General features: G+C 53.0%; 24 protein-coding genes and 2 pseudogenes. 12 read left to right on the top strand and 14 right to left on the bottom strand.

Annotated elements, in window-relative coordinates:
• Nucleotides 1–65: 65 nt before the first annotated feature.
• Both ACTJJI_RS13815 and ACTJJI_RS13810 read right to left on the bottom strand, forming a co-directional pair.
• A complete protein-coding gene (locus tag ACTJJI_RS13815; protein ID WP_440654454.1) occupies nt 66–2,186 on the bottom strand; it encodes a ClpP-like prohead protease/major capsid protein fusion protein in 2,121 nt (706 codons plus the stop codon).
• A pseudogene (locus ACTJJI_RS13810) lies at nt 2,134–2,892 on the bottom strand (phage portal protein); the annotation flags it as partial. The gene ACTJJI_RS13815 and the pseudogene ACTJJI_RS13810, both read right to left, overlap by 53 nt.
• On the opposite strand from ACTJJI_RS13810, the pseudogene ACTJJI_RS13805 reads away from it, so the two are divergent.
• The 5 genes and pseudogenes from ACTJJI_RS13805 to ACTJJI_RS13785 all read left to right on the top strand — a co-directional run.
• Nucleotides 2,885–3,706 (top strand): annotated as a pseudogene (locus ACTJJI_RS13805) (tyrosine-type recombinase/integrase); the annotation flags it as partial. The pseudogenes ACTJJI_RS13810 and ACTJJI_RS13805 sit on opposite strands and share 8 nt — an antisense overlap.
• A 165-nt stretch (nt 3,707–3,871) precedes the next feature.
• Nucleotides 3,872–5,083, top strand: coding sequence for a selenium metabolism membrane protein YedE/FdhT (gene yedE, locus ACTJJI_RS13800; RefSeq protein ID WP_063427624.1), 1,212 nt, complete (start codon nt 3,872–3,874; stop codon nt 5,081–5,083).
• A complete protein-coding gene (gene yedF / locus ACTJJI_RS13795) occupies nt 5,080–5,313 on the top strand; it encodes a sulfurtransferase-like selenium metabolism protein YedF (protein ID WP_013096288.1) in 234 nt (77 codons plus the stop codon). The genes yedE and yedF overlap by 4 nt, the downstream gene beginning before the upstream one ends.
• 132 nt (nt 5,314–5,445) lie before the next feature.
• Nucleotides 5,446–5,880: a universal stress protein UspF gene (gene uspF / locus ACTJJI_RS13790; RefSeq protein ID WP_063411401.1), complete on the top strand. Its 435-nt coding sequence runs from the start codon at nt 5,446–5,448 to the stop codon at nt 5,878–5,880.
• A gap of 88 nt (nt 5,881–5,968) precedes the next feature.
• The gene (locus ACTJJI_RS13785) at nt 5,969–6,373 is read left to right on the top strand and encodes a cell envelope integrity TolA C-terminal domain-containing protein (protein WP_333090274.1); all 405 of its coding nucleotides are present in this window, start codon (nt 5,969–5,971) and stop codon (nt 6,371–6,373) included.
• A 53-nt stretch (nt 6,374–6,426) separates the two neighbouring features.
• On the opposite strand, the gene ompW is transcribed toward ACTJJI_RS13785, so the two are convergent.
• Nucleotides 6,427–7,059, bottom strand: a complete 633-nt coding sequence (ompW, locus tag ACTJJI_RS13780; RefSeq protein ID WP_013096285.1) for an outer membrane protein OmpW — start codon at nt 7,057–7,059, stop codon at nt 6,427–6,429.
• A 281-nt stretch (nt 7,060–7,340) separates the two neighbouring features.
• Between ompW and ACTJJI_RS13775 the strand changes: the two genes are divergently transcribed.
• The 4 genes from ACTJJI_RS13775 to yciA all read left to right on the top strand — a co-directional run bounded on the left by ACTJJI_RS13775 (nt 7,341) and on the right by yciA (nt 9,611).
• A complete protein-coding gene (locus tag ACTJJI_RS13775) occupies nt 7,341–7,745 on the top strand; it encodes a YkgJ family cysteine cluster protein (protein ID WP_014832236.1) in 405 nt (134 codons plus the stop codon).
• Between the two features lie 25 nt (nt 7,746–7,770).
• On the top strand, nt 7,771–8,514 hold the full coding sequence (locus ACTJJI_RS13770) for a YciC family protein (protein WP_014832237.1): 744 nt from the start codon (nt 7,771–7,773) through the stop codon (nt 8,512–8,514).
• A gap of 56 nt (nt 8,515–8,570) precedes the next feature.
• The gene (locus ACTJJI_RS13765) at nt 8,571–9,110 is read left to right on the top strand and encodes a septation protein A (protein ID WP_013096282.1); all 540 of its coding nucleotides are present in this window, start codon (nt 8,571–8,573) and stop codon (nt 9,108–9,110) included.
• Nucleotides 9,111–9,215: 105 nt separating this feature from the next.
• Entirely contained in the window at nt 9,216–9,611 is a 396-nt protein-coding gene (gene yciA / locus ACTJJI_RS13760; RefSeq protein WP_013096281.1) for an acyl-CoA thioester hydrolase YciA, read from the top strand.
• 38 nt (nt 9,612–9,649) lie between these two features.
• On the opposite strand, the gene tonB is transcribed toward yciA, so the two are convergent.
• A complete protein-coding gene (tonB, locus tag ACTJJI_RS13755) occupies nt 9,650–10,372 on the bottom strand; it encodes a TonB system transport protein TonB (protein ID WP_014832238.1) in 723 nt (240 codons plus the stop codon).
• Nucleotides 10,373–10,592: 220 nt separating this feature from the next.
• Between tonB and ACTJJI_RS13750 the strand changes: the two genes are divergently transcribed.
• Nucleotides 10,593–10,889, top strand: coding sequence for a YciI family protein (locus ACTJJI_RS13750; protein ID WP_014832239.1), 297 nt, complete (start codon nt 10,593–10,595; stop codon nt 10,887–10,889).
• A 42-nt stretch (nt 10,890–10,931) separates the two neighbouring features.
• Here ACTJJI_RS13750 and ACTJJI_RS13745 read toward each other — a convergent pair whose 3' ends face one another.
• The 3 genes from ACTJJI_RS13745 to ACTJJI_RS13735 all read right to left on the bottom strand — a co-directional run bounded on the left by ACTJJI_RS13745 (nt 10,932) and on the right by ACTJJI_RS13735 (nt 12,897).
• The gene (locus tag ACTJJI_RS13745) at nt 10,932–11,885 is read right to left on the bottom strand and encodes a bifunctional helix-turn-helix transcriptional regulator/GNAT family N-acetyltransferase (protein ID WP_192545044.1); all 954 of its coding nucleotides are present in this window, start codon (nt 11,883–11,885) and stop codon (nt 10,932–10,934) included.
• A 94-nt stretch (nt 11,886–11,979) separates the two neighbouring features.
• On the bottom strand, nt 11,980–12,615 hold the full coding sequence (gene leuE, locus ACTJJI_RS13740; RefSeq protein ID WP_046889822.1) for a leucine efflux protein LeuE: 636 nt from the start codon (nt 12,613–12,615) through the stop codon (nt 11,980–11,982).
• A gap of 108 nt (nt 12,616–12,723) precedes the next feature.
• A complete protein-coding gene (locus ACTJJI_RS13735; RefSeq protein ID WP_086379783.1) occupies nt 12,724–12,897 on the bottom strand; it encodes a YciY family protein in 174 nt (57 codons plus the stop codon).
• 144 nt (nt 12,898–13,041) lie between these two features.
• On the opposite strand from ACTJJI_RS13735, the gene cls reads away from it, so the two are divergent.
• Nucleotides 13,042–14,502, top strand: coding sequence for a cardiolipin synthase (cls, locus tag ACTJJI_RS13730; RefSeq protein ID WP_046889821.1), 1,461 nt, complete (start codon nt 13,042–13,044; stop codon nt 14,500–14,502).
• A gap of 33 nt (nt 14,503–14,535) precedes the next feature.
• Entirely contained in the window at nt 14,536–14,865 is a 330-nt protein-coding gene (locus ACTJJI_RS13725) for an HI1450 family dsDNA-mimic protein (RefSeq protein WP_014832243.1), read from the top strand.
• A gap of 29 nt (nt 14,866–14,894) precedes the next feature.
• On the opposite strand, the gene ACTJJI_RS13720 is transcribed toward ACTJJI_RS13725, so the two are convergent.
• The 7 genes from ACTJJI_RS13720 to ACTJJI_RS13690 form a co-directional block, all read right to left on the bottom strand.
• Complete coding sequence (locus ACTJJI_RS13720; protein WP_440654447.1) at nt 14,895–15,764, bottom strand: ion transporter; 870 nt, start codon at nt 15,762–15,764, stop codon at nt 14,895–14,897.
• A 14-nt stretch (nt 15,765–15,778) separates the two neighbouring features.
• Complete coding sequence (gene oppF, locus ACTJJI_RS13715) at nt 15,779–16,783, bottom strand: murein tripeptide/oligopeptide ABC transporter ATP-binding protein OppF (protein WP_014832245.1); 1,005 nt, start codon at nt 16,781–16,783, stop codon at nt 15,779–15,781.
• Nucleotides 16,780–17,793: an ABC transporter ATP-binding protein gene (locus tag ACTJJI_RS13710; RefSeq protein WP_440654445.1), complete on the bottom strand. Its 1,014-nt coding sequence runs from the start codon at nt 17,791–17,793 to the stop codon at nt 16,780–16,782. The genes oppF and ACTJJI_RS13710 overlap by 4 nt, the downstream gene beginning before the upstream one ends.
• Before the next feature lie 11 nt (nt 17,794–17,804).
• A complete protein-coding gene (gene oppC / locus ACTJJI_RS13705) occupies nt 17,805–18,713 on the bottom strand; it encodes an oligopeptide ABC transporter permease OppC (RefSeq protein ID WP_014832246.1) in 909 nt (302 codons plus the stop codon).
• A gap of 12 nt (nt 18,714–18,725) precedes the next feature.
• Nucleotides 18,726–19,646: an oligopeptide ABC transporter permease OppB gene (gene oppB, locus ACTJJI_RS13700; RefSeq protein ID WP_014832247.1), complete on the bottom strand. Its 921-nt coding sequence runs from the start codon at nt 19,644–19,646 to the stop codon at nt 18,726–18,728.
• An 83-nt stretch (nt 19,647–19,729) separates the two neighbouring features.
• Nucleotides 19,730–21,361, bottom strand: a complete 1,632-nt coding sequence (oppA, locus tag ACTJJI_RS13695) for an oligopeptide ABC transporter substrate-binding protein OppA (protein WP_014832248.1) — start codon at nt 21,359–21,361, stop codon at nt 19,730–19,732.
• A 771-nt stretch (nt 21,362–22,132) separates the two neighbouring features.
• Entirely contained in the window at nt 22,133–22,780 is a 648-nt protein-coding gene (locus ACTJJI_RS13690; RefSeq protein ID WP_014832249.1) for a YchE family NAAT transporter, read from the bottom strand.
• Nucleotides 22,781–22,832: the final 52 nt, after the last annotated feature.

Genomic DNA, 22,832 nt, shown 5'->3' with positions numbered 1-22,832 from the left:
TTCTCCGCAAAGCTACGGGCGACACACGCCGCCCCGGATATAAAAAAACCGTCAGAAGACGGTTGTTATTTTTTGGTCACTTTCACCATGCCACGGTGGTCAAGCGCGGCCACCCCGGCATCGATGCGCACCTTTAAGGCGGCACCGTCAACGGTGAAGCCCTGCTGCTGCTCCAGATACGGGGTGTCGATGCCGTCGAGATAGGCCACCTCAATGGTGTCGCGCCCCTTCGCCGCTGCCAGGTAGTAATCCGTCGGGCTGCTGTCATCCAGTCGCGCCTCAGAAAGTACCGTGGCGAAATTCCGGATCGGGTTATCAATACCACTATTGACGTCAGCACCCGGCACGCTGGCCGATTTGATCAACTGGTTCGCACGTGACTCAATCGCCACTGGCGTCAGCACAAACTCAGGACGGATATTCAGGTGTCGCTCTCCTGACTTCTGTAACTTCATGGCCTTGCGGGCAGTGTCCAGACCATCAATGCTCAGATCGGCGGCAACAAGGTTGCCGTGATCGGCGTGGAACAGCGGTTTACCGTCCGACATTTTCGGGTTGCTGGTCAGCACTGCCCACACAAGGTCGCCGATGGTGGCACGCGCCGCGCCGCCCATTGCCATCGGGATACGCGTCAGCATATCCATGTCATCGTTGATGATGGTCTGACGGTCAAGGCTGAACAGCTCGCCATAAGTGGCCAGGGCAATCGGTTCGCCGCGATCTTTCAGGGTGACATATTTATATTCCGCCCCGGCACGAACCTTACGCAGGGTCGGGAAGGCTTCCAGGCCGACGCGGTGCGCGGTTTTGAAATCGGTCAGCGTCCCCTTGCGGGTCCACTGGTCAAAGGTTTCGCTGGCCTCATCCCAGCCCATCAGCGCGGCTTTATGCGCCACATCCATCAGGATATTGCCGAAATCGCTGCTGCTGTGGGTGAACGCCAGGCCGACCATCGCCAGCGGTGCTGAGTGACCGGAAATACCGATGCCGCGATCTACCAGCGAGGCACGCGCCAGCTCACGCAGGGTGTAACCGTTGTAGGCGTTATCCTTCTCGGCCTGCACATACCCTGCCCGGGTCATGATAGCCGCGCGGATGGAATCACCCACCAGATTACCGTTGCCGGCATAAAGGTGAATGGCCCCCGGACCGGCGCTCGGGGTGGTACCCGCTGCCAGCGCCTGCAGCAGTTTGTCGCGGGCCTTTTCGGCGTTGCAGGAGAAGTCGGCCAGGCATTCCGCCTTCAGCGTCGCGAAGGCCGGGAACGCCTCAAACACAGCTGAGACGGAATTCACTCGCTCCGCGTTCGCCGTCTGCATCTGCTGCTGCAGCTGCTGGGCCAGCGCGGTGATATCGATGTTTGCCATCTGCGGCGCGGGCTGTTGTGGTGCTGGCGGGTTCAGGTTTGCCTGTACCGGCGCGGGCTGTTGTACGGGGGCAGGCTGCTGTGGCTGATTCACCGGAGTTTCGGCACGCGGCGCAAAAAGGGATTTAATCTGTTCTGGCATGTTCTGGTAATCCTTCAGTTTATTTTCATTCACACAGGCCGCGGCCTGCAGTTCAGGTTCAAGCGTGTCGGCGAAACCTTTTTCCACCGCTTCGGCACCGTTAAGCCAGGTCTCCGCTTTCAGCATCGCCTCCAGCTCCTCCTGTCCCAGTCCGGTTTTGTTCATGTAGGCGCTGAGCATCAGGGCTTCATTCCGGTCAAGCCAGGCGGCATAATCGCGCATGTCATCAGAGTCACCGGCAATGCCGCCCCACGGTTTGTGGACCATAATCCAGGCGTTCTCCGGCATGTGTACCGTGGCGCCGGGCAGGCAGACAATCATCGAGGCCATGCTGGCCGCCACGCCGTCTACCCAGATATCCACCTTCGCTTTCAGCCGCGACAGGGTGTTGTAGATGGCAAAACCCTGCATGACATCGCCGCCCGGGCTGTGGATATGCAAATCCACCGCGCTGGCCTCAAATACCCCCGCCGCCTTACAGTCAGAGACGAACTGCTGGGCAGTGATGCCCCAGCCGCCGATCACGTCATAAAGGAAGATTTCGACGCGACCTGCGGCCAGCGCGCGGATTTCATACCAGCACTGGCCGTTTGCCGCATCGACACCCGCCAGACTGGCGCGGGGGTTAATCATCATCGTCCGGCTCACGCCGGGTATCGTCTGGTTTTGCCGTTGCATCTGGCATCGCTCCTTTGTCATTGGCGGCGTCGGAATCAAACACCAGCCCGTGTTTACGGTTAAATTCAGTTTCGCGCAGTCGCTGGCGCTTAACCTCCTGAGGATTTTTCCCCCTGGCCCGCGCCCATTCCGCTTCAGTACCGGCACCACCACGCACAATGGCTTTCCAGGCGTTCGCCTCTTTGCCCGGATCAATCCACGGCATCACCGGCCCGAGATGAAGCGCGTTATAGAGAGAATTCGGATCCACATCCGGCGGGACTTCAACGCCGCTCAGTAACGCCATCGCCAGCCATGCGCGGTAAACAGGCCGGCTGTGCTGGCCGACAAACCACTGTTGCAGAACGTTGTACCCTTCGAAGCTCTCCACCAGCTCCTGACGCTGGGAGCTGTAGGTACCGTTATAGTCCCGGGCTATGCTGGAATAGCTGCCGCGCGTACCGGCGGCCACGGCCCGCATCTGTCCGTTGCGGAATTCGTATAGATGAACGTTCGGGCGGTTTGATTCCACCATGCCCAGGTCTTCGCCGGGCCGCAGTTCGTCGTAAATCATGCCCGTCGCGATATCGTAGTGACGCTGCCCACCGGGCGTTGAAAACTCACCTTCATCGCCAAGTGACTGTGCATCGCCGCGCTTGATGTAGAAACCCAGCGCAGCGGCAATACGGGCGGCCACGCGCTCGCTCTCTTCATAATCTTTAAATGCCGGATCGCTATCGCTGAAACGCTTTAAAGAAAAAAAACGCATGGCAGAGTTGCTTTCCAGGCGGCTTGGTTCCCGGCCAATGAAGAGTTTGGAGGTAAAGGATTTTGCCGTGTTACTGGATGAATATCTGGATGCAGGACATGCCAGCAGTGCCCTCTGTAACCGGGTGGTGTGGGTGGATATTTTCACTGAAGCACAACATGCAGGAGAGGTGCCTCCTGGATGGAATCCGCCAGCAGCAACAAAAAAACCTTCGGTGAAGGTTACACGTGCGCGCCTCTCTCTGGACGAATGGAAAAAAATACTGGCGCAAATACCCGAGGATCGGTACTCGCATAAAGCGATGCTGCTTGCCTTAGTCACTGGTCAGCGCCGGGAGGATATTACGAACATGAAATTTTCAGACATTAAGGACGGCTATCTGCACATCGAGCAAAGCAAAACGGGGGCCCGTATTGCATTGCCGCTGAACCTCCGTTGTGAAGCCATTGGCTTATCGCTGGAGGATGTAATACGGAAATGTAGGGATAGGTTTGTCAGTCCCTACCTCTTGCACGGGAAAATGAACAGTAAGGCGAAACCTGTGAATCTGATTTTGGTTTCCAAAGAGTTTGCCGCGGCACGTGATGCAGCCGGTATCGTACCGCCTGCAGGAAAAACACCAACAACGTTTCACGAACAGCGCTCATTGTCCGAACGACTTTACCGCGCCCAGGGGATCGATACGAAAATTTTGCTGGGGCATAAAACACAGTCAACCACTGACAGATACAACGATGATCGCGGGAAGGAATGGACCAAACTTGCAATTTAATTTTTCGCTGCGGTGCTCCTGGGGAGAGGATTAATTACTGATGGAGGTCATAAAAAAGGTAGGTATTTTGGAGAAAAGTTTTGGAGAGGTTTTGGAGAAAGGAAAAAAGTTATATATTCCAGACCGTTAAAACAACATACACCTTCTGAGTTCAGAGGCTTACTCATGTCATGGCAATACTTCAAACAGACTTATCTGGTTAAGTTCTGGTCACCTGTACCGGCCGTCATCGCGGCGGGGATCCTTTCCACCTACTATTTCGGCATTACCGGCACCTTCTGGGCCGTGACCGGCGAGTTCACCCGCTGGGGTGGACAACTGCTGCAACTCGCGGGCGTGCATACCGAAGAGTGGGGTTACTTTAAGCTCATTCACCTGGATGGCACACCGCTGACCCGCATCGACGGTATGATGATTATCGGCATGTTCGGAGGCTGTTTTGCCGCCGCGCTGTGGGCTAACAACGTTAAGTTGCGAATGCCTAAAAGCCGGATACGCGTTATGCAGGCGATTGTCGGCGGCATGATTGCCGGGTTCGGCGCCCGTCTGGCGATGGGGTGTAACCTGGCCGCTTTCTTTACCGGCATTCCACAGTTTTCGCTGCACGCCTGGTTTTTTGCTGTCGCCACGGCGATTGGCTCGTACTTTGGCGCTAAGTTTACCCTTCTGCCGCTGTTCCGCATTCCGGTCAAAATGGTGAAGGTCAGCGCTGCCTCGCCGCTGACGCAAAAGCCTTCGCAGGCGCGTCGTCGTTTTCGTCTCGGCATGCTGGTCTTTTTCGCCATGGTCGCCTGGGCGCTCTGTACGGCGCTCAACCAGCCTAAGCTGGGCCTGGCCATGCTGTTCGGTGTCGGTTTCGGCCTGCTGATAGAACGTGCGCAGATCTGCTTCACCTCGGCGTTTCGCGATATGTGGATCACCGGCCGTACGATGATGGCCAAAGCGATTATTGCGGGTATGGCGGTAAGCGCCATTGGCATCTTCAGCTATGTGCAGCTGGGTGTTGAGCCGAAAATCATGTGGGCTGGTCCGAACGCGGTGATTGGCGGCCTGCTGTTTGGCTTCGGAATTGTACTGGCTGGCGGGTGTGAAACCGGCTGGATGTACCGCGCAGTTGAAGGTCAGGTGCATTACTGGTGGGTAGGTCTGGGGAACGTTATCGGCTCCACCCTGCTGGCCTGGTACTGGGACGATTTGTCCCCGGTGCTGGCCACGAACTGGGACAAGGTGAATCTGCTCAGCACGTTTGGCCCGCTCGGCGGGCTGCTGGTGACCTACGTCCTGCTGCTGGTCGCTTTTTTACTGGTTGTCGCGCAAGAGAAACGTTTCTTCCGCCGTGCCACGGTTAAACCTGAACCCCAGGAGAATGCAGCATGAAAGAGATTGTGCCTGACTACCGCCTTGATATGGTCGGTGAACCGTGTCCTTACCCGGCTGTCGCCACGCTTGAAGCGCTCCCGCAGCTTCAAAAAGGGGAAATTCTGGAAGTGGTGAGCGACTGCCCGCAGTCCATCAACAACATTCCTCTGGATGCCAAAAACCACGGCTACACCGTACTGGATATTCAGCAGGATGGCCCGACCATTCGCTATCTTATCCAGAAGTAAACCGCCAGGTGACGGGGGGCTTCACCCCCGTCAAAAAAGCTGCCTCACGTCCCATTTTAATGGCAAGCACAGCGCCATTAATAATGGCAGCACTACACTTAAAGTGGATAAAAAACAAACAGGAGGTGAGGTATGTTTAATTCAATTTTAGTCCCTGTCGATATCTCTGAAAGTCGTCTGACCGAACAGGTGATTCCCTATGTTCAGGCAAACGCAGCAATCGGTAACGGTAAAATCCATTTTCTGACAGTAGTGCCTTCTTTCCCGTACTATTCATCGCTTGGGCTGGCGTATTCGGTTGAAATGCCAAAGCTGGTGGAGATCCAGGAGGAAGCCCTTACGAAGCTCAAAGAGATGGTTAAGCAGTTCAATTTACCTGCCGATCGTGTGGAGACACACGCCATCTCAGGTGCACCTAAAGATCAGATCCTGAAGCTGGCTGACAGTATCAACGCTGACCTCATTATCATTGCGTCCCATCGACCAGACATCACAACCTACCTTTTAGGTTCAAACGCGGCGGTTGTGGTACGCCACGCAAAATGCCCGGTACTGGTTGTACGCTAGAGAGGCTGGTGAGAAACTTAAGCCCCGGAATTCCGGGGCTTATTTAAAACGTTGTACAATAAAATAATTTCGATAAACGGACTTAACAATGAAAAAAGTAGTGATGCTGGTATGCCTTGCCACAGCAATAACGGGCTGTGCTCCTCTCGCGCCTGAAGGTTGTCAGAAGAAAACCGCTCTCGACTCGTGCTCCTATAAGCAGTCCGGTAAAGTCTCCGATAAGGATATCTATGGTCAACAGGCTGCCGCGATAAAGAAAGCGCTGGACTCGGCGCTGGCCGATCCACACGCCTGGAATGGTAAGCGATGCAACATGCATCTCGACTTTACCGTCGAGGGGCTACTGCAGAACCTGGAGATAAAAGGCGGTGACAAAGCGTATTGCCAGGCTTTAGCCGACGCGGCAAAACGAGCCACCTTCCCGCCCTTCACAGACGAGCGTGTATTTCAGGATATGGGTTCTGCCCGCTGGAACATGGAGGGGCAACCGTAGAGGTAAGCCGACAGAAAGACTGGCCATGTTCTGGCCAGTCCCGGAAGGTAGAATCAGAAACGGTAGCCCGCAGAGAACATAAATACCCACGGATCCAGACGGGTGCTGATGCTTTGTTGCTGACCGCCCGCCTTGAAGCGCACATCGGTATCAATATCCATATACCAGACCGAGGCGTTAATTAACCAGTCGCGGTTAATGAGATAGTCCATCCCCACCTGTCCTGCCACGCCCCACGAATCTTTCAGGCTGAGATCGGTCAGTCCGGCCTCTTTACCGGTATCGTTGAATTTCTCATCGAAGAAGGTGGTGTAGTTCACGCCCGCGCCAATATAAGGACGCAGTTTGCTGCTTGAGTCACCAAAGTACCACTGCGCCATCAGCGTTGGCGGCAGATGGTGCACCGTGGCGATATCACCGGTTGGGCCTAAACCGACGCGATGACGGAATGGCGTCGCCGCAAGAAGTTCAACGCCGATGTTATCCGTCGCCATATACGTGAACGTTAAACCTAACTGGGTATTGTTGCTGACGTTAAAGCCGCCCATGCCCAGTACGTTATCAGAACCTTCTGTCGGACGTACCGTTGCCGAACCGGCACGAATAAAGAATTCACCTGCTTCATGCGCATACGCGCCGCCAGAGAGACTGCTTAAGATAAGGGCTGCCACCGCTAATTTTTTCATATCCGCTCCATCGTTGTGGTTTTAATTGCGGATGAGAATATACTCACAAAAGGGTAATAAGTGATCTGTCACAGATCACATTAAAACCAGTAAGTTAACATTCATTGATCTGGGTTAATTTTTGGTGACGCACCATAAAGCGATAAGTTGTTCCTACGTCAATTTTTGGCATTTCCCGGTTACAAAATTTTCCCTTTTTCCCCTCTTGCTCTTCTGATGGCGGCTGGATAATTTAGCGCTCTCACAATGTGATTTGATGCGTTCTTTTTTGCAGGTGTGCCATGAGTGATATGAACCCGTGCATGACGTGCGGAGCCTGTTGTGCGTATTTTCGAGTCTCTTTCTACTGGGCCGAAGCCAGCGATGGCGGCGGTACTGTTCCGGTTCATCTCACTGAACCGTTATCCCCCTTTCTGCGATGCATGAGCGGTACGAATCAAAAGCAGGCACGCTGTGTGGCGCTACACGGTGAGCCAGGCGTGTCGACCCGCTGTTCCATCTATGCGGATCGCCCCAGCCCGTGCCGGGAGTTTGCGATGTCTGGTGAAGATGGACAGGTCAACGACGCCTGTAATCGTGCCCGCGCGCGCTTCGGATTACCGCCGCTTTACAAAGATATGCTTTTCCATACAAGCCTTGATGCTGCCACGACCGCGTTATCCGGTGTACAATCGCTGGCTAATTAACACCTGCAATACTCAAGGAGAGTGCATGTCTATCACGGCGAAGTCTGTCTACCGTGACACGGGAAACTTTTTCCGCAATCAGTTCGTAACCTTTTTGCTGATCGCGTTGTTATGTGCCTTTATTACGGTGGTGCTGGGTCACGCGTTCTCTCCGAGTGAAGAACAGATAGCCAGCCTCAGCCAGGGGGACCACCTTGCAGGTAGCGTGGGGTTGTTTGAGCTGGTGCAAAACATGACGCCGGAGCAGCAACAAATTTTGCTGCGGGCGTCTGCAGCATCAACCTTCTCGGGTCTGATCGGCAATGCCATTCTGGCGGGCGGCGTCCTGCTGATGATTCAACTGGTTTCCGCCGGTCATCGTGTCAGCGCCTTACGGGCAATTGGTGCCAGTGCGCCGGTATTGCCTAAGCTGTTTATTCTTATCTTTTTAACCACCCTGCTGGTGCAAATGGGCATTATGCTCGTTGTGGTTCCGGGTGTGTTGCTGGCTATCGTCCTCGCGTTTGCTCCGGTGATGGTGGTACAGGACAAAATGGGGATCTTCACCGCGATGCGCAGCAGCGTCAGACTGGCATGGGCGAATATGCGTCTGGTTGCACCGGCCGTGATTGGCTGGCTTCTGGCCAAAACGCTCCTGCTGCTGTTTGCACCTAACTTTGCCGTACTCACGCCAAATGTAGGTGCGGTGGTGGCAAATACGCTGAGCAACCTGATATCAGCGGTACTGCTGGTCTATCTGTTCCGCCTGTATATGTTAATTCGTCAGTAATCCTGAGGCCGGGTACATCGCTGTACCCGGCCCTACAAAGAAGATGGAATCACAGAATGAAGCAGTTTCTTGATTTTTTACCGCTGGTCGTGTTTTTCGCGTTTTATAAGCTGTATGACATTTATGCGGCCACGATGGCGCTGATCGTGGCTACCGCTATCGTGCTGATCTACAGCTGGGTTCGCTATCGTAAAGTCGAAAAAATGGCCCTGATTACGTTCGCACTGGTGGCCGTGTTCGGTGGGCTGACCCTGTTCTTCCACAATGATGAATTTATCAAATGGAAGGTCACGGTGATTTACGCGCTGTTTGCGGGTGCATTACTGATCAGCCAGTGGGTAATGAAAAAGCCGCTGATCCAGCGCATGCTGGGTAAAGAGCTGACGCTGCCGCAGGAAGTGTGGTCTCGTCTGAATATTGCCTGGGCGCTGTTCTTTATTCTCTGCGGTCTGGCAAATATCTACATCGCTTTCTGGCTGCCGCAGAATATCTGGGTCAACTTCAAGGTCTTTGGCCTGACGGCGCTGACGCTTATCTTTACCCTGTTAAGCGGCGTTTATATCTACCGGCATATGCCGCAGGATGATAAGCACTGATGAATGACCGACCAGAACGTACGCGGCAGGCGTTCTGGTCTATTCTCTCCAGCCGAAAATCATAGTAGCATCCCGCCTGAAGTCTTCCGTTACGAGTTTAAAACAATGACAACAAATGACGCCCCTCAGGGCGAACTGGTTTTACGCACACTGGCAATGCCCGCGGACACCAATGCCAATGGCGATATTTTTGGCGGCTGGCTGATGTCGCAGATGGATATGGGCGGCGCAATTCTGGCAAAGGAGATCGCCCATGGGCGTGTGGTCACCGTGAGAGTGGACGGCATGACCTTCCTGCGCCCGGTCGCAGTGGGTGATGTGGTTTGCTGCTACGCGCGCTGTGTTAAGCGCGGCAACACGTCGATTTCCATCAATATCGAAGTCTGGGTGAAAAAAGTCTCTTCTGAACCGATTGGACAGCGTTATAAAGCGACAGAAGCGCTGTTTATTTATGTGGCAGTCGACAGCGAGGGTAAACCCCGACAGCTGCCTCAGGCCTGATTGACAGGCAAAAAAAAGCCTCCTTTCGGAGGCTTTTCTTATTCCATCTGTGCCCCGCCGTTCAGGCGGAAAACAATATTAACGATCAACCCACTGCCCGGCTTGCCTGGCTCATAACGCCATCTGCGCATCGCCGATTTCACTTCGCGTTCAAACATATTAGAAGGTTGAGCAGACAAGATTTCAACGTTATCAACCCGGCCATCCGGGGTCACGTCAAATTTAACCCGCACACGACCTTCAATGCGCAACGCCTGAGCGCGAGCCGGATATTGAGGCTGATTACGGCTTACGGCACGCGGGCCCGCTGGCGCGGTTGTCGTCGGTTTTGCGGTCGCTGGCGTGTTATTCATCACCGGCCGTGAAGGCGCTGTGTTTTCTACCGTCTGCGTGGCGCGCGGTTCAATCGGACGTTCTTCGCGTTTAGGACGTTCCTCCACCTTTTTCACCGGTTTTGGCTTCGGCTTCGGTTTTGGTTTAGGTTCAGGTTTGTGGATCACCACCGGCGCTTCTTTTGGCGGTTCCGGAACAGGCTCGGGTTCTGGCTCCGGCTCAGCAACCGGCTGTGGCGGAGGAGGTGCAACCTGCGGCGGCTCAAGATCCGCAGGCGAAACCATCGTCACTGAAATTGGCTGCGAGGGAGCTGGCATTTCAATAACCTGATGAACCGAGGTATAGAGCAAACCCGCCACAACAGCACCGTGAATCACGACAGAAAGCAACGTCGGCCAGGGAAAGCGGCGAGGTAAATCAAGGGTCATCGAAGTCATAATCATCAACGTTAAAAAACCGAACTGTGATTTTAAATGCAAATAGCAATCATATTCAATAAGACACTTTGTTCTGGCGCAATTTAAGCGCTGAAGAGGCCAAAAAAGAGGCACTCAGATCAGGGTATTAACAATGTTTTTATTTTACATTGCACGCAGTTGTCCTTTCACATAACGTTACTGACACTTTTAATGGTTAAGGAGCTTCACCGTGTTTTACGTGATTTACTCTGAAGATGTCGCAGATTCCCTGGAAAAACGCCTGTCTGTACGCCCTGCCCATCTGGCACGCTTACAGTTGCTGCAGGATGAAGGCCGTTTACTGACCGCTGGCCCAATGCCAGCTGTCGACAGCAACGATCCTGGCGCTGCCGGTTTTTCTGGATCTACGGTGATTGCCGAGTTTGAATCCCAGGAGGCCGCTCAGGCCTGGGCTGACGCCGATCCGTATGTGGCAGCAGGTGTGTACGCGAAAGTGACTGTTCGGCCGTACAAGAAAGTGTTCTGATACAAAAGCGGCTCCGAAACGGAGCCTTTTTTATGGCGGTGATTATGCATCTCTGCGCCGGGTAAATTGCTGTTCCGTAATAAGGCTTCCCCACTGGTCGCCTTCCCACTCTTTTGCCAGCGTGAAACCAAATGACTCATACAGACGTCGGGCAGTAGTCAGCTTATTGAACGTCCATAGATGCACAGCAGAAAATCCGACACTGTCGCAAAAAAGTATGGCTTCGTTCAGTAATTTTTTCCCCGCACCATGCCCCCGACAGCCGTCGTCGATAATAAACCAGCGCAGATGGGCTTCACCCTGCTCTAAATCCTCGCCATCAATGGCTACCGACCCCACGATCCTGTCGTTCAACACCGCCAGCCATATCTGATTACAGGGTTTGTCCAGTCGACCACTAAATTCAGCCAGACCGGAGGCCACTTTGGCCTCAAAGAAGCGACCAAAATTATGCTCGCGCGCGTAGTAACTCCCGTGCATCTCTGCGATGCGGCCAATCATGCCGGGAAGATAACCCTGCACAATTTTTAGCTCATCCGGGCGAGTGTCGAGACCCGTCTCGCGACACGCCAGCAGCGCATTGGCATACAGAGATAGCCCCTGAGAGATGATCTGCTGCTGGGCAGGCTGCAGGGACTGTATTGCTGAGACAACTCGCTCGTTGCTATAGGCATTGATTTTATTGACCGTATCACGGCCCTTCCCGGTTAACCTGAGGCTCTTCGTTCTGGCATCTTCCGTTGACACCACCTCTTCAAGTTCGCCTGCAGCAATCAGGCGAGCCAGCATACGGCTGACGCTCGATTTCTCCAGCCCCAGTAACTGCACCAGTTGACCCGCCGTCATCTCTTTGCGTAATGCGATTTCGACGAGAGTGTGGACTGCCGAGGGTGAGTAATTTGTTGAGGCCAGGGTTGAAGCCATAAAACCTAACTCTCGCACCATAAGACGCGAGGAACGACGGATGACGCTGACTACGGGGGTTTCGCTGTGCATAGTATTTCCTCACCATTTAGTTGTACTATACAACTAAATGGTGAGGTGCTGTCAAACAGAATAAAAAAGGCTCCCTCAGGAGCCTTTCATTCAATCAATGCAGCGACGCTAATCTGGCCGCAAACCCGACAAACAACAGTCCTATCAGGCCGTTCCCCAGCTTTGCCAGTTTCTTTTTCGTTTTCAGATAACGCGTGACAAAAGCGCCTGAGAAGATCAGGAAGCTCATATACATAAAGCTGATTAACTCAAGCGTGGCCGCGAGGATCAGGAAAGAGGTTCCGGTGTTTTTCGCATTCACGTCAATGAACTGAACAAAGAACGAGACGTAGAACAGAATCGCTTTTGGATTTGTGAGGCTCAGTACCAGCGAGCGTTTCATGATCATACTGGCAGGCTCGGTACCGCTTTCCTGCGTATTATTTTGACGGTTCACCACCGACCAGAGCATTTTGGCCCCCAGCCAGAGCAGATAAAACGCTCCGAGATAGCGTACGATATTAAACAGCACCGGGGTGGTCTGGATTAACGCGGCAACGCCCGCCCAGGCAAGGAACATCAAGACGGCATCGCCAATAAACACGCCGGTGGCGGCGAGATACCCTTTTTTAACGCCATGACCAATCCCTGTTTTCAGCACAAACAAGGTATTCGGCCCTGGCACCAGTACGATAAAAAATGCGCCGACAACGTACGTCCAGAAATTCAGTACACCAAACTCCGCAAACACTTCTCCCTCCTTTTGCTAAACACAACAGGAATAGCGCTGCAAAAACGCGATTCCCAAAAACTCAGACGCCATAAAATCATTGGGCACCTTTCGGTGCCCTGATGGATCTCAGATATCCTGGACTGCGAACAGCAACGCATTGCGGTGCCGGGTCAGTCCACACTTTCTGATGGCGTGTATACGCATATTGCGGCGGGATTGAGCTTCCAGCCAACGAGCCTTACGACGACTCACCTGTCGCAACATGCGCCAGCGCCCTACTTCAGTTCTACTGCGCTTCATGTCTACAACTCTTTCTTTAAAAGAAAGGCCATTATAAACCCAACCCCGCGGCAAACCAGCGCTTTTACCTGGCGTTTTTATTTGCCAGATGATTCCTGATGCGTACACTCATAACAATACGCTTTCAAAAGGATTTTTTTACCTATGACAACCTTCTACACCGTGGTGAGTTGGCTGGTCATTCTGGGATACTGGCTGTTAATCGCGGGTGTGACATTACGCATCCTGATGAAGCGCAGAGCCGTACCCTCTGCCATGGCCTGGCTTCTTATAATCTATATCCTGCCGCTGGTGGGAATTATTGCCTATCTCTCTTTCGGTGAGCTTCATCTGGGTAAGCGCCGTGCCGAGCGAGCCCGCGCCATGTGGCCTTCGACCGCCAAATGGCTCAACGATCTTAAAGCCTGTAAACATATCTTTGCCGAGGAGAACAGCAGTGTCGCTTCCTCGTTATTTAAGCTGTGCGAACGGCGGCAAGGTATTGGAGGCGTGAAAGGCAATCAGCTGCAGCTGCTAACCTCTTCCGATGATGTCATGCAGGCGTTGATCCGCGATATTCAGCTGGCCCGTCACAATATCGAGATGGTGTTCTATATCTGGCAACCCGGTGGGATGGCCGACCAGGTGGCGGAATCGCTGATGGCTGCCGCACGTCGGGGCATTCACTGCCGCCTGATGCTGGACTCCGCAGGCAGTGTCGCCTTCTTCCGCAGCCCCTGGGCCGGGATGATGCGTAATGCCGGCATCGAAGTGGTTGAGGCGCTGAAGGTTAATCTGCTACGTGTGTTTCTTCGCAGGATGGATCTTCGCCAGCACCGCAAGATGATCATGATCGATAACTATATTGCCTATACCGGCAGCATGAACATGGTTGACCCCCGCTTCTTCAAGCAGGACTCGGGAGTCGGCCAATGGGTTGATCTGATGGCGAGGATGGAAGGGCCTATCGCCACCTCCATGGGGATTGTCTATTCCTGTGACTGGGAGATAGAAACCGGCAAGCGTATTCTCCCGCCGCCACCGGATGGCAATATCATGCCCTTTGAAGAGGCCAGCGGTCATACCATTCACACCATCGCTTCCGGCCCGGGTTTCCCGGAGGATCTCATCCATCAGGCGCTGCTAACGGCCACTTACGCAGCGCGTGAGTATCTGATCATGACCACGCCCTACTTCGTACCCAGCGATGACCTGCTGCACGCAATCTGCACTGCGGCACAGCGCGGTGTTGATGTCAGCATTATTCTGCCGCGCAAAAATGACTCGCTTCTGGTGGGCTGGGCCAGCCGCGCGTTCTTTAGCGAACTGCTTGCCGCCGGGGTAAAAATCTACCAGTTTGAAGGCGGGCTCCTGCATACCAAAAGCGTCCTCGTGGACGGTGAGTTAAGTCTGGTGGGCACGGTAAACCTGGATATGCGCAGCCTGTGGTTAAACTTTGAAATCACGCTGGTCATTGATGATGCCGGATTCGGCGGTGACCTGGCCGCGGTGCAGGACGATTATATCTCCCGTTCGCGCCTGCTGGATGCCAGACTGTGGGTAAAACGTCCGCTGTGGCAGAGAATTGCCGAACGACTGTTTTACTTCTTTAGTCCGTTGCTGTAAAACGTGCCCAACGATGTTAAACAGGTAGTCATCATGGAAATGGATCTGAACAATCGCCTGACCGAAGACGAAACGCTCGAGCAGGCTTATGACATTTTTCTCGAACTGGCGGTTGATAACCTCGATCCCGCAGACGTGATCCTCTTCAATTTGCAGTTCGAAGAGCGCGGCGGCGCCGAGTTATTCGATCCTGCTGAAGACTGGGCTGAGCACGTGGATTTCGATCTGAATCCTGACTTCTTTGCCGAAGTGGTGATTGGGCTGGCAGATGAAGATGGTGGCGAAATTAATGACATTTTCGCCCGCGTGCTGCTGTGCCGCGAGAAAGACCATAAGCTGTGCCACATCATCTGGCGCGAATAATAAAAGGCTGCGAATGCAGCCTTTTTTATTTACTGCGGTAACTCGCTCCCGCAACGGTTACAGTACCGGGCGCTAAGCTCATGTTCAGCCTGGTGACAGCTCGGACATTTTCGCTGCAGTTTGCGGCTCTGAAATGCACTACTCATATGCGTGGTAATAAGCCCTGTCGGAATGGCAATCACCGAATACCCAATCAGAATCAGCACCGAAGCGACAATACGCCCAAGCGGCGTATGCGGCGTGATGTCTCCATAACCAACGGTTGTGACGGTGACAATTGCCCAGTAGACGGAGGCGTTCAGCGTCGTGAAGCCATATTTTGGCCCTTCGATCAGATACATCAGCGCGCCGAAAACAATCATGACAATGGCAATAAACGAATAAAACAGAATGAGTTGATGCCGCGCGCTCAAAATTGCGCTCCAGAACACCCGTAATGACGGCATAAAACGCAGCAGTTTCAGAATACGTAATACCCGAATAACGCGCATCGCTCGCCAGGCAAATACATAGCTCAGGCTAATCTCCGGCCACAACCACATTACATAGAGCGGCAGGACGGTGGCTAAATCAATAAATCCCCAGAAACTGAAGACATATCTGGCCGGGTTGGGCCAGCAGACAACACGCAGCAGATATTCAGCTGTAAAGACCAGGGTAATGATCAGTTCGATCCAGACAAAAACATGCCATTCATCATAGGTCAGGTGATACTGCGTCCCGGCCCCCGATTCATAGAAGATAACCACCACGCTGAGCAGCGCAAACAGCCCACATAGCCCTTCGAAGCGGCGTCCGGATACCGTTTTAGGATCGAATAAAAAATGATAAAGCCGCCGACGGGCTGAGGTGAATATACTCGACACGGTAACCTCGCAAAAAATAAGGGCTGACATCATGCCAGCCCTTGCGATTATAACGGGTCTACTTTGAGGCAGGAAACCGCATGTCGGAAACTGCCCTCCAGAACCGGACGTGTTTTCGCACATTCCGGCCCGGCCAGTGGGCATCGCGTACGGAATACGCAACCTGATGGCGGGTTAATCGGCGACGGCAACTCGCCTTCCAGCAGCTGGATGGTTTTATTTTTTTCCAGATCGGGATCGGGAATTGGCACCGCGGACATCAGCGCTTTGGTGTAAGGGTGCAGTGGGTTGTGGTACACCTCATCATAGGTACCCAGCTCCACGGCATGACCCAGGTACATGACCAGTACGCGGTCAGAAATGTGTTTCACCACCGCCAGGTCGTGCGCAATGAAGATCAACGACAGCCCCATCTCGCGCTGCAGCTTCTGCAGCAGGTTTACCACCTGTGCCTGAATGGAGACGTCCAGCGCGGAAACGGGCTCATCACAGATGATCAGCTTCGGCTCAAGGATTAACGCACGGGCAATACCAATACGCTGACACTGACCGCCAGAAAACTCATGCGGATAGCGGTTGATGAGGTTTGGCAGCAGCCCCACTTTCATCATCATCGCCTTAACGCGATCGCGTACTTCCTGACGCGGCATCTTCGGATGGTAGGTCCGCAGCGGCTCGGCAATGATTTCACCAATGGTCATACGCGGGTTTAAGGACGCCAGCGGGTCCTGGAATATCATCTGGATATCGCTGCGTACGTCGCGCCACTCATCGGGTTTCATCCCCAGAAGATCTTTACCCAGCCACGCTACTTTACCGCCGGTTGCTTTCACCAGCCCGATAATGGCACGCGCAAAGGTCGATTTGCCGCAGCCGGACTCTCCCACCACGCCCAGGGTTTCCCCTTCATACAGACGAAGCGTTACGCCATCCACCGCTTTCAGGGTCTTCGGCGGTTGCCAGAACCACTGTTTACCGTCCTTGATGTCGAAATGCACCTTCAGGTCGGCGATTTCAAGCAGCACATTTCTTTTTTCATCTAATGCGTTCATACCAGCTCCTCCTGCGGCTTAAAGCAGGCGCGCAGACGGCCTGGTGCAAACTCTTCCAGCGGCGGAGCGCTGTTACAGATTTCCATCGCATGTGGGCAGCGCGGCTGGAACGGACAGCCTTTCGGCAGACGCAGCAGGTTTGGTGGGTTGCCCGGAATGGTCAACAGGGATTCCCCTTCGGCATCAAGACGTGGCACCGCATTCAACAGACCAATCGAGTACGGATGCGCAGGCTGATAGAACACATCGCGCGCTTTGCCATATTCCATGGTCCGACCGGCATACATGACCAGCACTTTGTCGCAGATGCCCGCAACCACGCCTAAGTCATGAGTGATCATGATAATCGCCGTGTTGAACTCACGCTTAAGCTCGTTCAGCAGGGTCATGATTTGCGCCTGGACGGTCACATCCAGGGCGGTGGTCGGTTCGTCGGCAATCAGCAGTTTTGGACGACACAGCAACGCCATGGCAATCATCACACGCTGGCGCATACCGCCAGAGAACTCATGCGGGAACATGCGCATGCGCTTTCGTGCTTCCGGCATTTTGACCGCATCAAGCATTTTAACGGACTCTTCAAAGGCCTCGGCTTTGCTCAACCCTTTGTGCAGCATCAGGACTTCCATCAGTTGCTCACCGACGCGCATGTACGGGTTCAACGAGGTCATCGGATCCTGGAAAATCATCGAAATCTGCTCGGCACGGAGCTTGTTCAGCTCATGCTCAGGCAGATTGAGGATCTCACGCCCGTTAAATTTGGCGGAACCGCCAATCACACCGTTAGCCGCCAGCAGCCCCATCAGCGCGAACGCCGTCTGAGATTTACCGGAACCGGATTCGCCCACGATACCCAGCGTTTCACCCGCGCGCAGGTTGAAGTTGAGATCGTTTACGGCGGTGACATCCCCGTCCGGCGTCTTGAAGGTAACGCGGAGATCGTTTACATCCAGCAGAAGGTCGCTTCGCTGTTGCGACTGTGGCGCAGTTGCCGTTTCAATAATTGTCATGACGGCGCTCCTTAACGGTCTTTCGGGTCGAGGGCATCACGCAGGCCATCGCCGATAAAGTTGAAACAGAACAGAGTGACGACCAGGAAGCCCGCCGGGTATAACAGCAGCCACGGTGAAACTTCCATTGAGTTTGCACCATCACTCAGCAGCGCACCCCAGCTACTCAAAGGCTCTTGCGTACCCAGACCCAGGAAGCTCAGGAATGATTCAAACAGGATCATGCTTGGCACCAGCAGCGAGGCATACACCACCACCACGCCCAGCACGTTCGGAACGATGTGGCGGACAACGATATTCCCTGTCGAGACGCCACCCACCTGCGCCGCTTCGATAAACTCTTTGCGTTTAAGGCTCAGCGTCTGGCCACGAACAATACGCGCCATGTCCAGCCAGGAGACCATCCCGATGGCCACGAAGATCAACAGGATGTTCTGACCGAAGAAGGTCACCAGCAGGATCACGAAGAACATGAACGGGAAGGAGTTTAAAATTTCCAGCAGACGCATCATGACCGAGTCCACTTTCCCACCGAGATAACCGGAGAGCGAGCCATAGAGCGTGCCGACAATCACGGCCACCAGCGCCGCAGCGATCCCCACCATCAGTGAGATACGGCCACCGATGGCGACGCGCACCAGCAGGTCGCGGCCGGATGAATCCGTACCAAAATAGTGGCCGGACTCCATATCAGGGGCACTGGACATCATGCCCCAGTCAGTATCGAAATAGGTGAATTGCGACAGCATCGGTGCCAGGGTCACAAACAGCGCGATAAGCACCAGAACAATCAGACTGGCGACCGCCGCGCGGTTATGCATAAAGCGACGGCGGGCGTCCTGCCAGAGGCTACGACCTTCTACTTCCAGTTTTTCACTGAAGTTTTCCAGCGCCTCGCTGTTTTTCTTACTCAACATCATGGCGTGCTCCAGTTAGTAACGGATTTTCGGGTCGATAACGGCATACAGCACATCGACAACAGCGTTAAAGAGAATGGTCAACGCTCCCACGAGGATCGTCAGGCTCAGTACCAGCGAATAGTCGCGGTTGAGTGCGCCGTTAACGAACAGCTGACCAATACCCGGCAGGCCGTAGATAGTTTCAATAACCATTGAACCCGTAATGATACCGACGAACGCAGGTCCCATGTAAGAAAGCACCGGCAACAGGGCTGGCTTGAGCGCATGACGGAAAATAATCCGGCGCATCGGCAATCCTTTCGCACGCGCGGTACGGATGAAGTTAGAATGTAATACTTCAATCATCGAACCACGGGTGATACGCGCGATACTGGCGATGTACGCCAGAGAAAGTGCCACCATCGGTAAAATCATGAACTTCAGTGCCCCGCCGTTCCAGCCGCCGCCGGGCAGCCATTTCAGCGTGATGGCAAATATCATCACCAGTAATGGCGCGACAACGAAGCTGGGGATGACCACCCCGGTCATTGCGACCCCCATTACCGTATAATCCCATTTGGTATTTTGTCTGAGCGCGGCGATAACGCCTGCGGTGACCCCGAGAACCACGGCCAATAAGAATGCTGCAGCACCCAGTTTTGCCGATACCGGGAAGCTGGACGCCACCAGGTCGTTAACGGAATAGTCTTTATATTTGAATGACGGCCCGAAATCGCCATGCGCCAGTTGCTTCAGATAATTGAAGTATTGCGTGGAGATAGGATCGTTTAAATGATATTTCGCTTCGATGTTCGCCATCACTTCAGGTGGCAGCGTACGTTCACCCGTGAATGGACTTCCCGGCGCGAGACGCATCATAAAGAAGGAAATTGTAATTAGAATAAATAACGTTGGTATCGCTTCTAGACAGCGACGCAGGATAAATTTCAACATTGCCCGTACCTTCTGGCGTGTGCCTGATGAATGTTACAAAGTAGACACAGTGGGGCAAGCCACGCCCGCCCCACGTATTGCCATTAATGCTTGATAATATAAAGATTCTTAACGGAAATATTATCCAACGGGTCTTTACCGGTATAACCCCCAACCCACGGTTTCACCAGACGGGCGTTCACGTAGTAGTAAACCGGTACAATTGCCGAGTCTTTATCGAGCTGTTGTTCTGATTTAGCGTACAGGTCTGCACGTTTTGCATCGTCAGTAACCTGCAGCGTTTCAGCGATCAGCTTATCGAATGCCGGGCTCTTATAGTGCGCGGTGTTGTTCGAGCTGTCGCTGAGCATGGTATTCAGGAAGGATGTCGGTTCATTATAGTCCGCACACCAGCCTGCACGCGCCACATCAAAGGTGCCCTGATGGCGGGTATCCAGGAAGGTTTTCCACTCCTGGTTTTCCAGCTTAACGTTGGCACCCAGGTTTTTCTTCCAGATAGAGGCAACGGCAATAGCCAGTTTTTTGTGCAGATCGGATGTGTTGTACAGCAGGTTAAACGTCAGTGGCTTATCTGCGGTATATCCCGCTTCGGCCAGCAGCTTTTTCGCTTCTTCGTTACGTTTTTCCTGTGACCACTTGAACCACTCAGGCTCAACCAGTTTCATGCCATCGGTATACGGCGGGGTGTAGCTGTACGCTGGCAGATCGCCCTGGTTTTTCACTTTGTTAACGATAATATCGCGATCCAGTGCCAGCTTCAGCGCAGTTCGGACACGTACGTCGGTGAACGGTGCTTTCTGGTTGTTAATTTCGTAGTAGTAGGTGCACAGATACGGATCGACATGTACTTCTTTCGGGATCTCTTTTTTCAGTTTCTGGAACAGTTCAATCGGCATGTTGTTATAGGTCATGTCGATCTCGCCGCTGCGGTAGCGGTTAACGTCAGTCACTTCTGAAGAGATTGGCAGGTAGGTTACCTGATTAATCACGGTTTTCGCGTTATCCCAGTATTGCGGGTTACGCTCCAGAACCATACGTTCGTTGACCACCCAGTCTTTAAGTTTATAAGCACCGTTGGTCACGATATTGGCAGGCTGGGTCCATTTTTCACCGAATTTTTCCACTGCGGATTTTGGTACCGGGGAGACGGACGGGTGGACAAGCAGCTTATAGAAGTACGGAACAGGTTCGCTCAACGTCACTTCAAACGTATTCGCATCGATCGCTTTTACACCCAGATCGGTGACCGGTTTTTTACCAGCGATGATGTCATCGATATTGGCGATATGGCCATACTGCAGGTAGCTCGCATACGGAGAGGCGGTATTTGGATTCGCCAGACGCTGCCAGCTATAGACGAAATCTTCGGCGGTAACCGGCGTACCGTCGGACCATTTCGCATCTTTACGCAGATGGAAGGTCCAGACTTTGAAATCTTTGTTTTCCCACTTTTCGGCGACGCCCGGTGCCGGGTGGCCTTCTACGTCAGTCACCAGCAGCCCTTCAAACAGGTCGCGGTTGACGTTTGACTCAGGAACGCCCTCAATTTTATGCGGGTCAAGAGACTGAACTTCCGCCCCGTTGTTACGTACCAGCGTCTGCTTCTCAGCCAGCTGTACCCCTGCAGGGACGTCCGCAGCCATTGCAGCGTTGCCCGCGATTAGCGCAGTTAAAATCCCCGCCGCTACCAGATTTTTTTTTGTGATGATGGACATTGTGTTGGTACTCCACTCATTATAATTACTGGCCTTCGCCAGCTGTGTAATCCCCTGTTGGGGCCTGTACAGCGCAGGAGTTTTTTTTGCTGCTGTCAGGTTCTTTTTTTTACTTCTTGCTATCACCGACTTCTTTATTACTGACCGCTCGTATGGCCGTCTTGCGTCGATTCTTGACACGTCTCCCCTGTCTGAGACATGTACTGGATATTCGCGAAGATGACTTTATGAAAATAATTCTCATCTTCTTGTTTTATGCTGCAAAATATTAGGCCGGAAAGTATCAAAAGGCGTAAACGCACGCCAATACATTTTGCAAATTTGTTAAGCAATTCTCTTTTACGACGAGTACCAAATCTTTGAGGGCAGCCTTGCCTGACATTGAATAATGAAAAAGACTCAATTATTCAATATGATAGAGAAAACATTCTCTGCGAGCGCGTCGCTGGGCTATCATCGAGTGGTTTTGTACAAAAACTTAACAATTGGTTATTATTTAGCACATTCCTCTAAGGGAGCGTTGAAATTACTAATATCATTTCGGTTATCTCTCAGCAAGCCCAAGAGTATCATGTGAGTAAAATAACAGAGTGATTGAAGAATTTCTGTGCAGGCGGGTAACGGTAAAATATATAACTTCTTGAAATGCAAGGAATGAACATTATTAGTAGAATTTATTATGACATGTAAGCATTTCAACTTTATTTATATGATTTGCTGATATTCACGTAAAAAAACGGAGCCGTTGGCTCCGTTCTTTCATATGAAATGTCAGTGCAAAAGTCCCGGAAAAATGCTCTTAATACCGGTGACGATGAATTCTATGCCCAGCGCCATCAATAGCAGACCCATGATACGGGTAATGACGTTTATGCCCGTCTGCCCCAGCAAGCGCACCAGCCAGGGCGCCATGCGGAACACTCCCCAACAGCAGAGAGCAAAAACAGCGATGGCGACAGAAAAGCCAACCAGGTGCATCCAGTTGTGGTAGCGCGTTCCCCAGACAATCGTCGAACTGATCGCGCCGGGACCGGCCATCAGAGGCAACGCCAGCGGGACCACCCCAATGCTCTCGCGGATGGCGGTTTCTGACTTCTCCTGTTTGTTCTGCTTATCTTCCCCCAGCTTACCGCTGATCATCGACATGGCGATAGTCACCACCAGGATCCCACCCGCAATCCGGAAAGAATCAATTGAGATACCGAACACCTGAAGGATGGCATCCCCAAGATAAAGGGAGGTCAACAGAATTATCGCGACCGACAGGTTTGCGGTGAGATTGGTTTTGTTCCTTGCCGCCGCCGTCTGGTAACTGGTCATACTAATGAAGACAGGTATGATCCCCACCGGGTTAACCAATGCAAACAAACCAATAAAAAACTTAAAATATGTAGGAAAATCAAAGAGCGATAAGATCACATTTTGCTCCGCTTTTGCGTATGCCCCGGGGCTGACAGGAGTCAGTCAAAAT

It is taken from the genome of Enterobacter sp. 22466 (assembly GCF_052044775.1).
GTDB classification, from domain to species: Bacteria; Pseudomonadota; Gammaproteobacteria; order Enterobacterales; family Enterobacteriaceae; genus Enterobacter; species Enterobacter dissolvens.
This window is presented reverse-complemented; position numbering and strand designations above follow the sequence as displayed.

What these genes read in the sequence shown, in the direction of transcription:
- ACTJJI_RS13815 (WP_440654454.1), bottom strand. Translation starts at nt 2,186, where the DNA reads ATGCAACGGCAAAACCAGACGATACCCGGCGTGAGCCGGACGATGATG.
- yedE (WP_063427624.1), top strand. Translation starts at nt 3,872, where the DNA reads ATGTCATGGCAATACTTCAAACAGACTTATCTGGTTAAGTTCTGGTCA.
- yedF (WP_013096288.1), top strand. Translation starts at nt 5,080, where the DNA reads ATGAAAGAGATTGTGCCTGACTACCGCCTTGATATGGTCGGTGAACCG.
- uspF (WP_063411401.1), top strand. Translation starts at nt 5,446, where the DNA reads ATGTTTAATTCAATTTTAGTCCCTGTCGATATCTCTGAAAGTCGTCTG.
- ACTJJI_RS13785 (WP_333090274.1), top strand. Translation starts at nt 5,969, where the DNA reads ATGAAAAAAGTAGTGATGCTGGTATGCCTTGCCACAGCAATAACGGGC.
- ompW (WP_013096285.1), bottom strand. Translation starts at nt 7,059, where the DNA reads ATGAAAAAATTAGCGGTGGCAGCCCTTATCTTAAGCAGTCTCTCTGGC.
- ACTJJI_RS13775 (WP_014832236.1), top strand. Translation starts at nt 7,341, where the DNA reads ATGAGTGATATGAACCCGTGCATGACGTGCGGAGCCTGTTGTGCGTAT.
- ACTJJI_RS13770 (WP_014832237.1), top strand. Translation starts at nt 7,771, where the DNA reads ATGTCTATCACGGCGAAGTCTGTCTACCGTGACACGGGAAACTTTTTC.
- ACTJJI_RS13765 (WP_013096282.1), top strand. Translation starts at nt 8,571, where the DNA reads ATGAAGCAGTTTCTTGATTTTTTACCGCTGGTCGTGTTTTTCGCGTTT.
- yciA (WP_013096281.1), top strand. Translation starts at nt 9,216, where the DNA reads ATGACAACAAATGACGCCCCTCAGGGCGAACTGGTTTTACGCACACTG.
- tonB (WP_014832238.1), bottom strand. Translation starts at nt 10,372, where the DNA reads ATGACCCTTGATTTACCTCGCCGCTTTCCCTGGCCGACGTTGCTTTCT.
- ACTJJI_RS13745 (WP_192545044.1), bottom strand. Translation starts at nt 11,885, where the DNA reads ATGCACAGCGAAACCCCCGTAGTCAGCGTCATCCGTCGTTCCTCGCGT.
- ACTJJI_RS13735 (WP_086379783.1), bottom strand. Translation starts at nt 12,897, where the DNA reads ATGAAGCGCAGTAGAACTGAAGTAGGGCGCTGGCGCATGTTGCGACAG.
- cls (WP_046889821.1), top strand. Translation starts at nt 13,042, where the DNA reads ATGACAACCTTCTACACCGTGGTGAGTTGGCTGGTCATTCTGGGATAC.
- ACTJJI_RS13725 (WP_014832243.1), top strand. Translation starts at nt 14,536, where the DNA reads ATGGAAATGGATCTGAACAATCGCCTGACCGAAGACGAAACGCTCGAG.
- ACTJJI_RS13720 (WP_440654447.1), bottom strand. Translation starts at nt 15,764, where the DNA reads ATGATGTCAGCCCTTATTTTTTGCGAGGTTACCGTGTCGAGTATATTC.
- oppF (WP_014832245.1), bottom strand. Translation starts at nt 16,783, where the DNA reads ATGAACGCATTAGATGAAAAAAGAAATGTGCTGCTTGAAATCGCCGAC.
- ACTJJI_RS13710 (WP_440654445.1), bottom strand. Translation starts at nt 17,793, where the DNA reads ATGACAATTATTGAAACGGCAACTGCGCCACAGTCGCAACAGCGAAGC.
- oppC (WP_014832246.1), bottom strand. Translation starts at nt 18,713, where the DNA reads ATGATGTTGAGTAAGAAAAACAGCGAGGCGCTGGAAAACTTCAGTGAA.
- oppB (WP_014832247.1), bottom strand. Translation starts at nt 19,646, where the DNA reads ATGTTGAAATTTATCCTGCGTCGCTGTCTAGAAGCGATACCAACGTTA.
- oppA (WP_014832248.1), bottom strand. Translation starts at nt 21,361, where the DNA reads ATGTCCATCATCACAAAAAAAAATCTGGTAGCGGCGGGGATTTTAACT.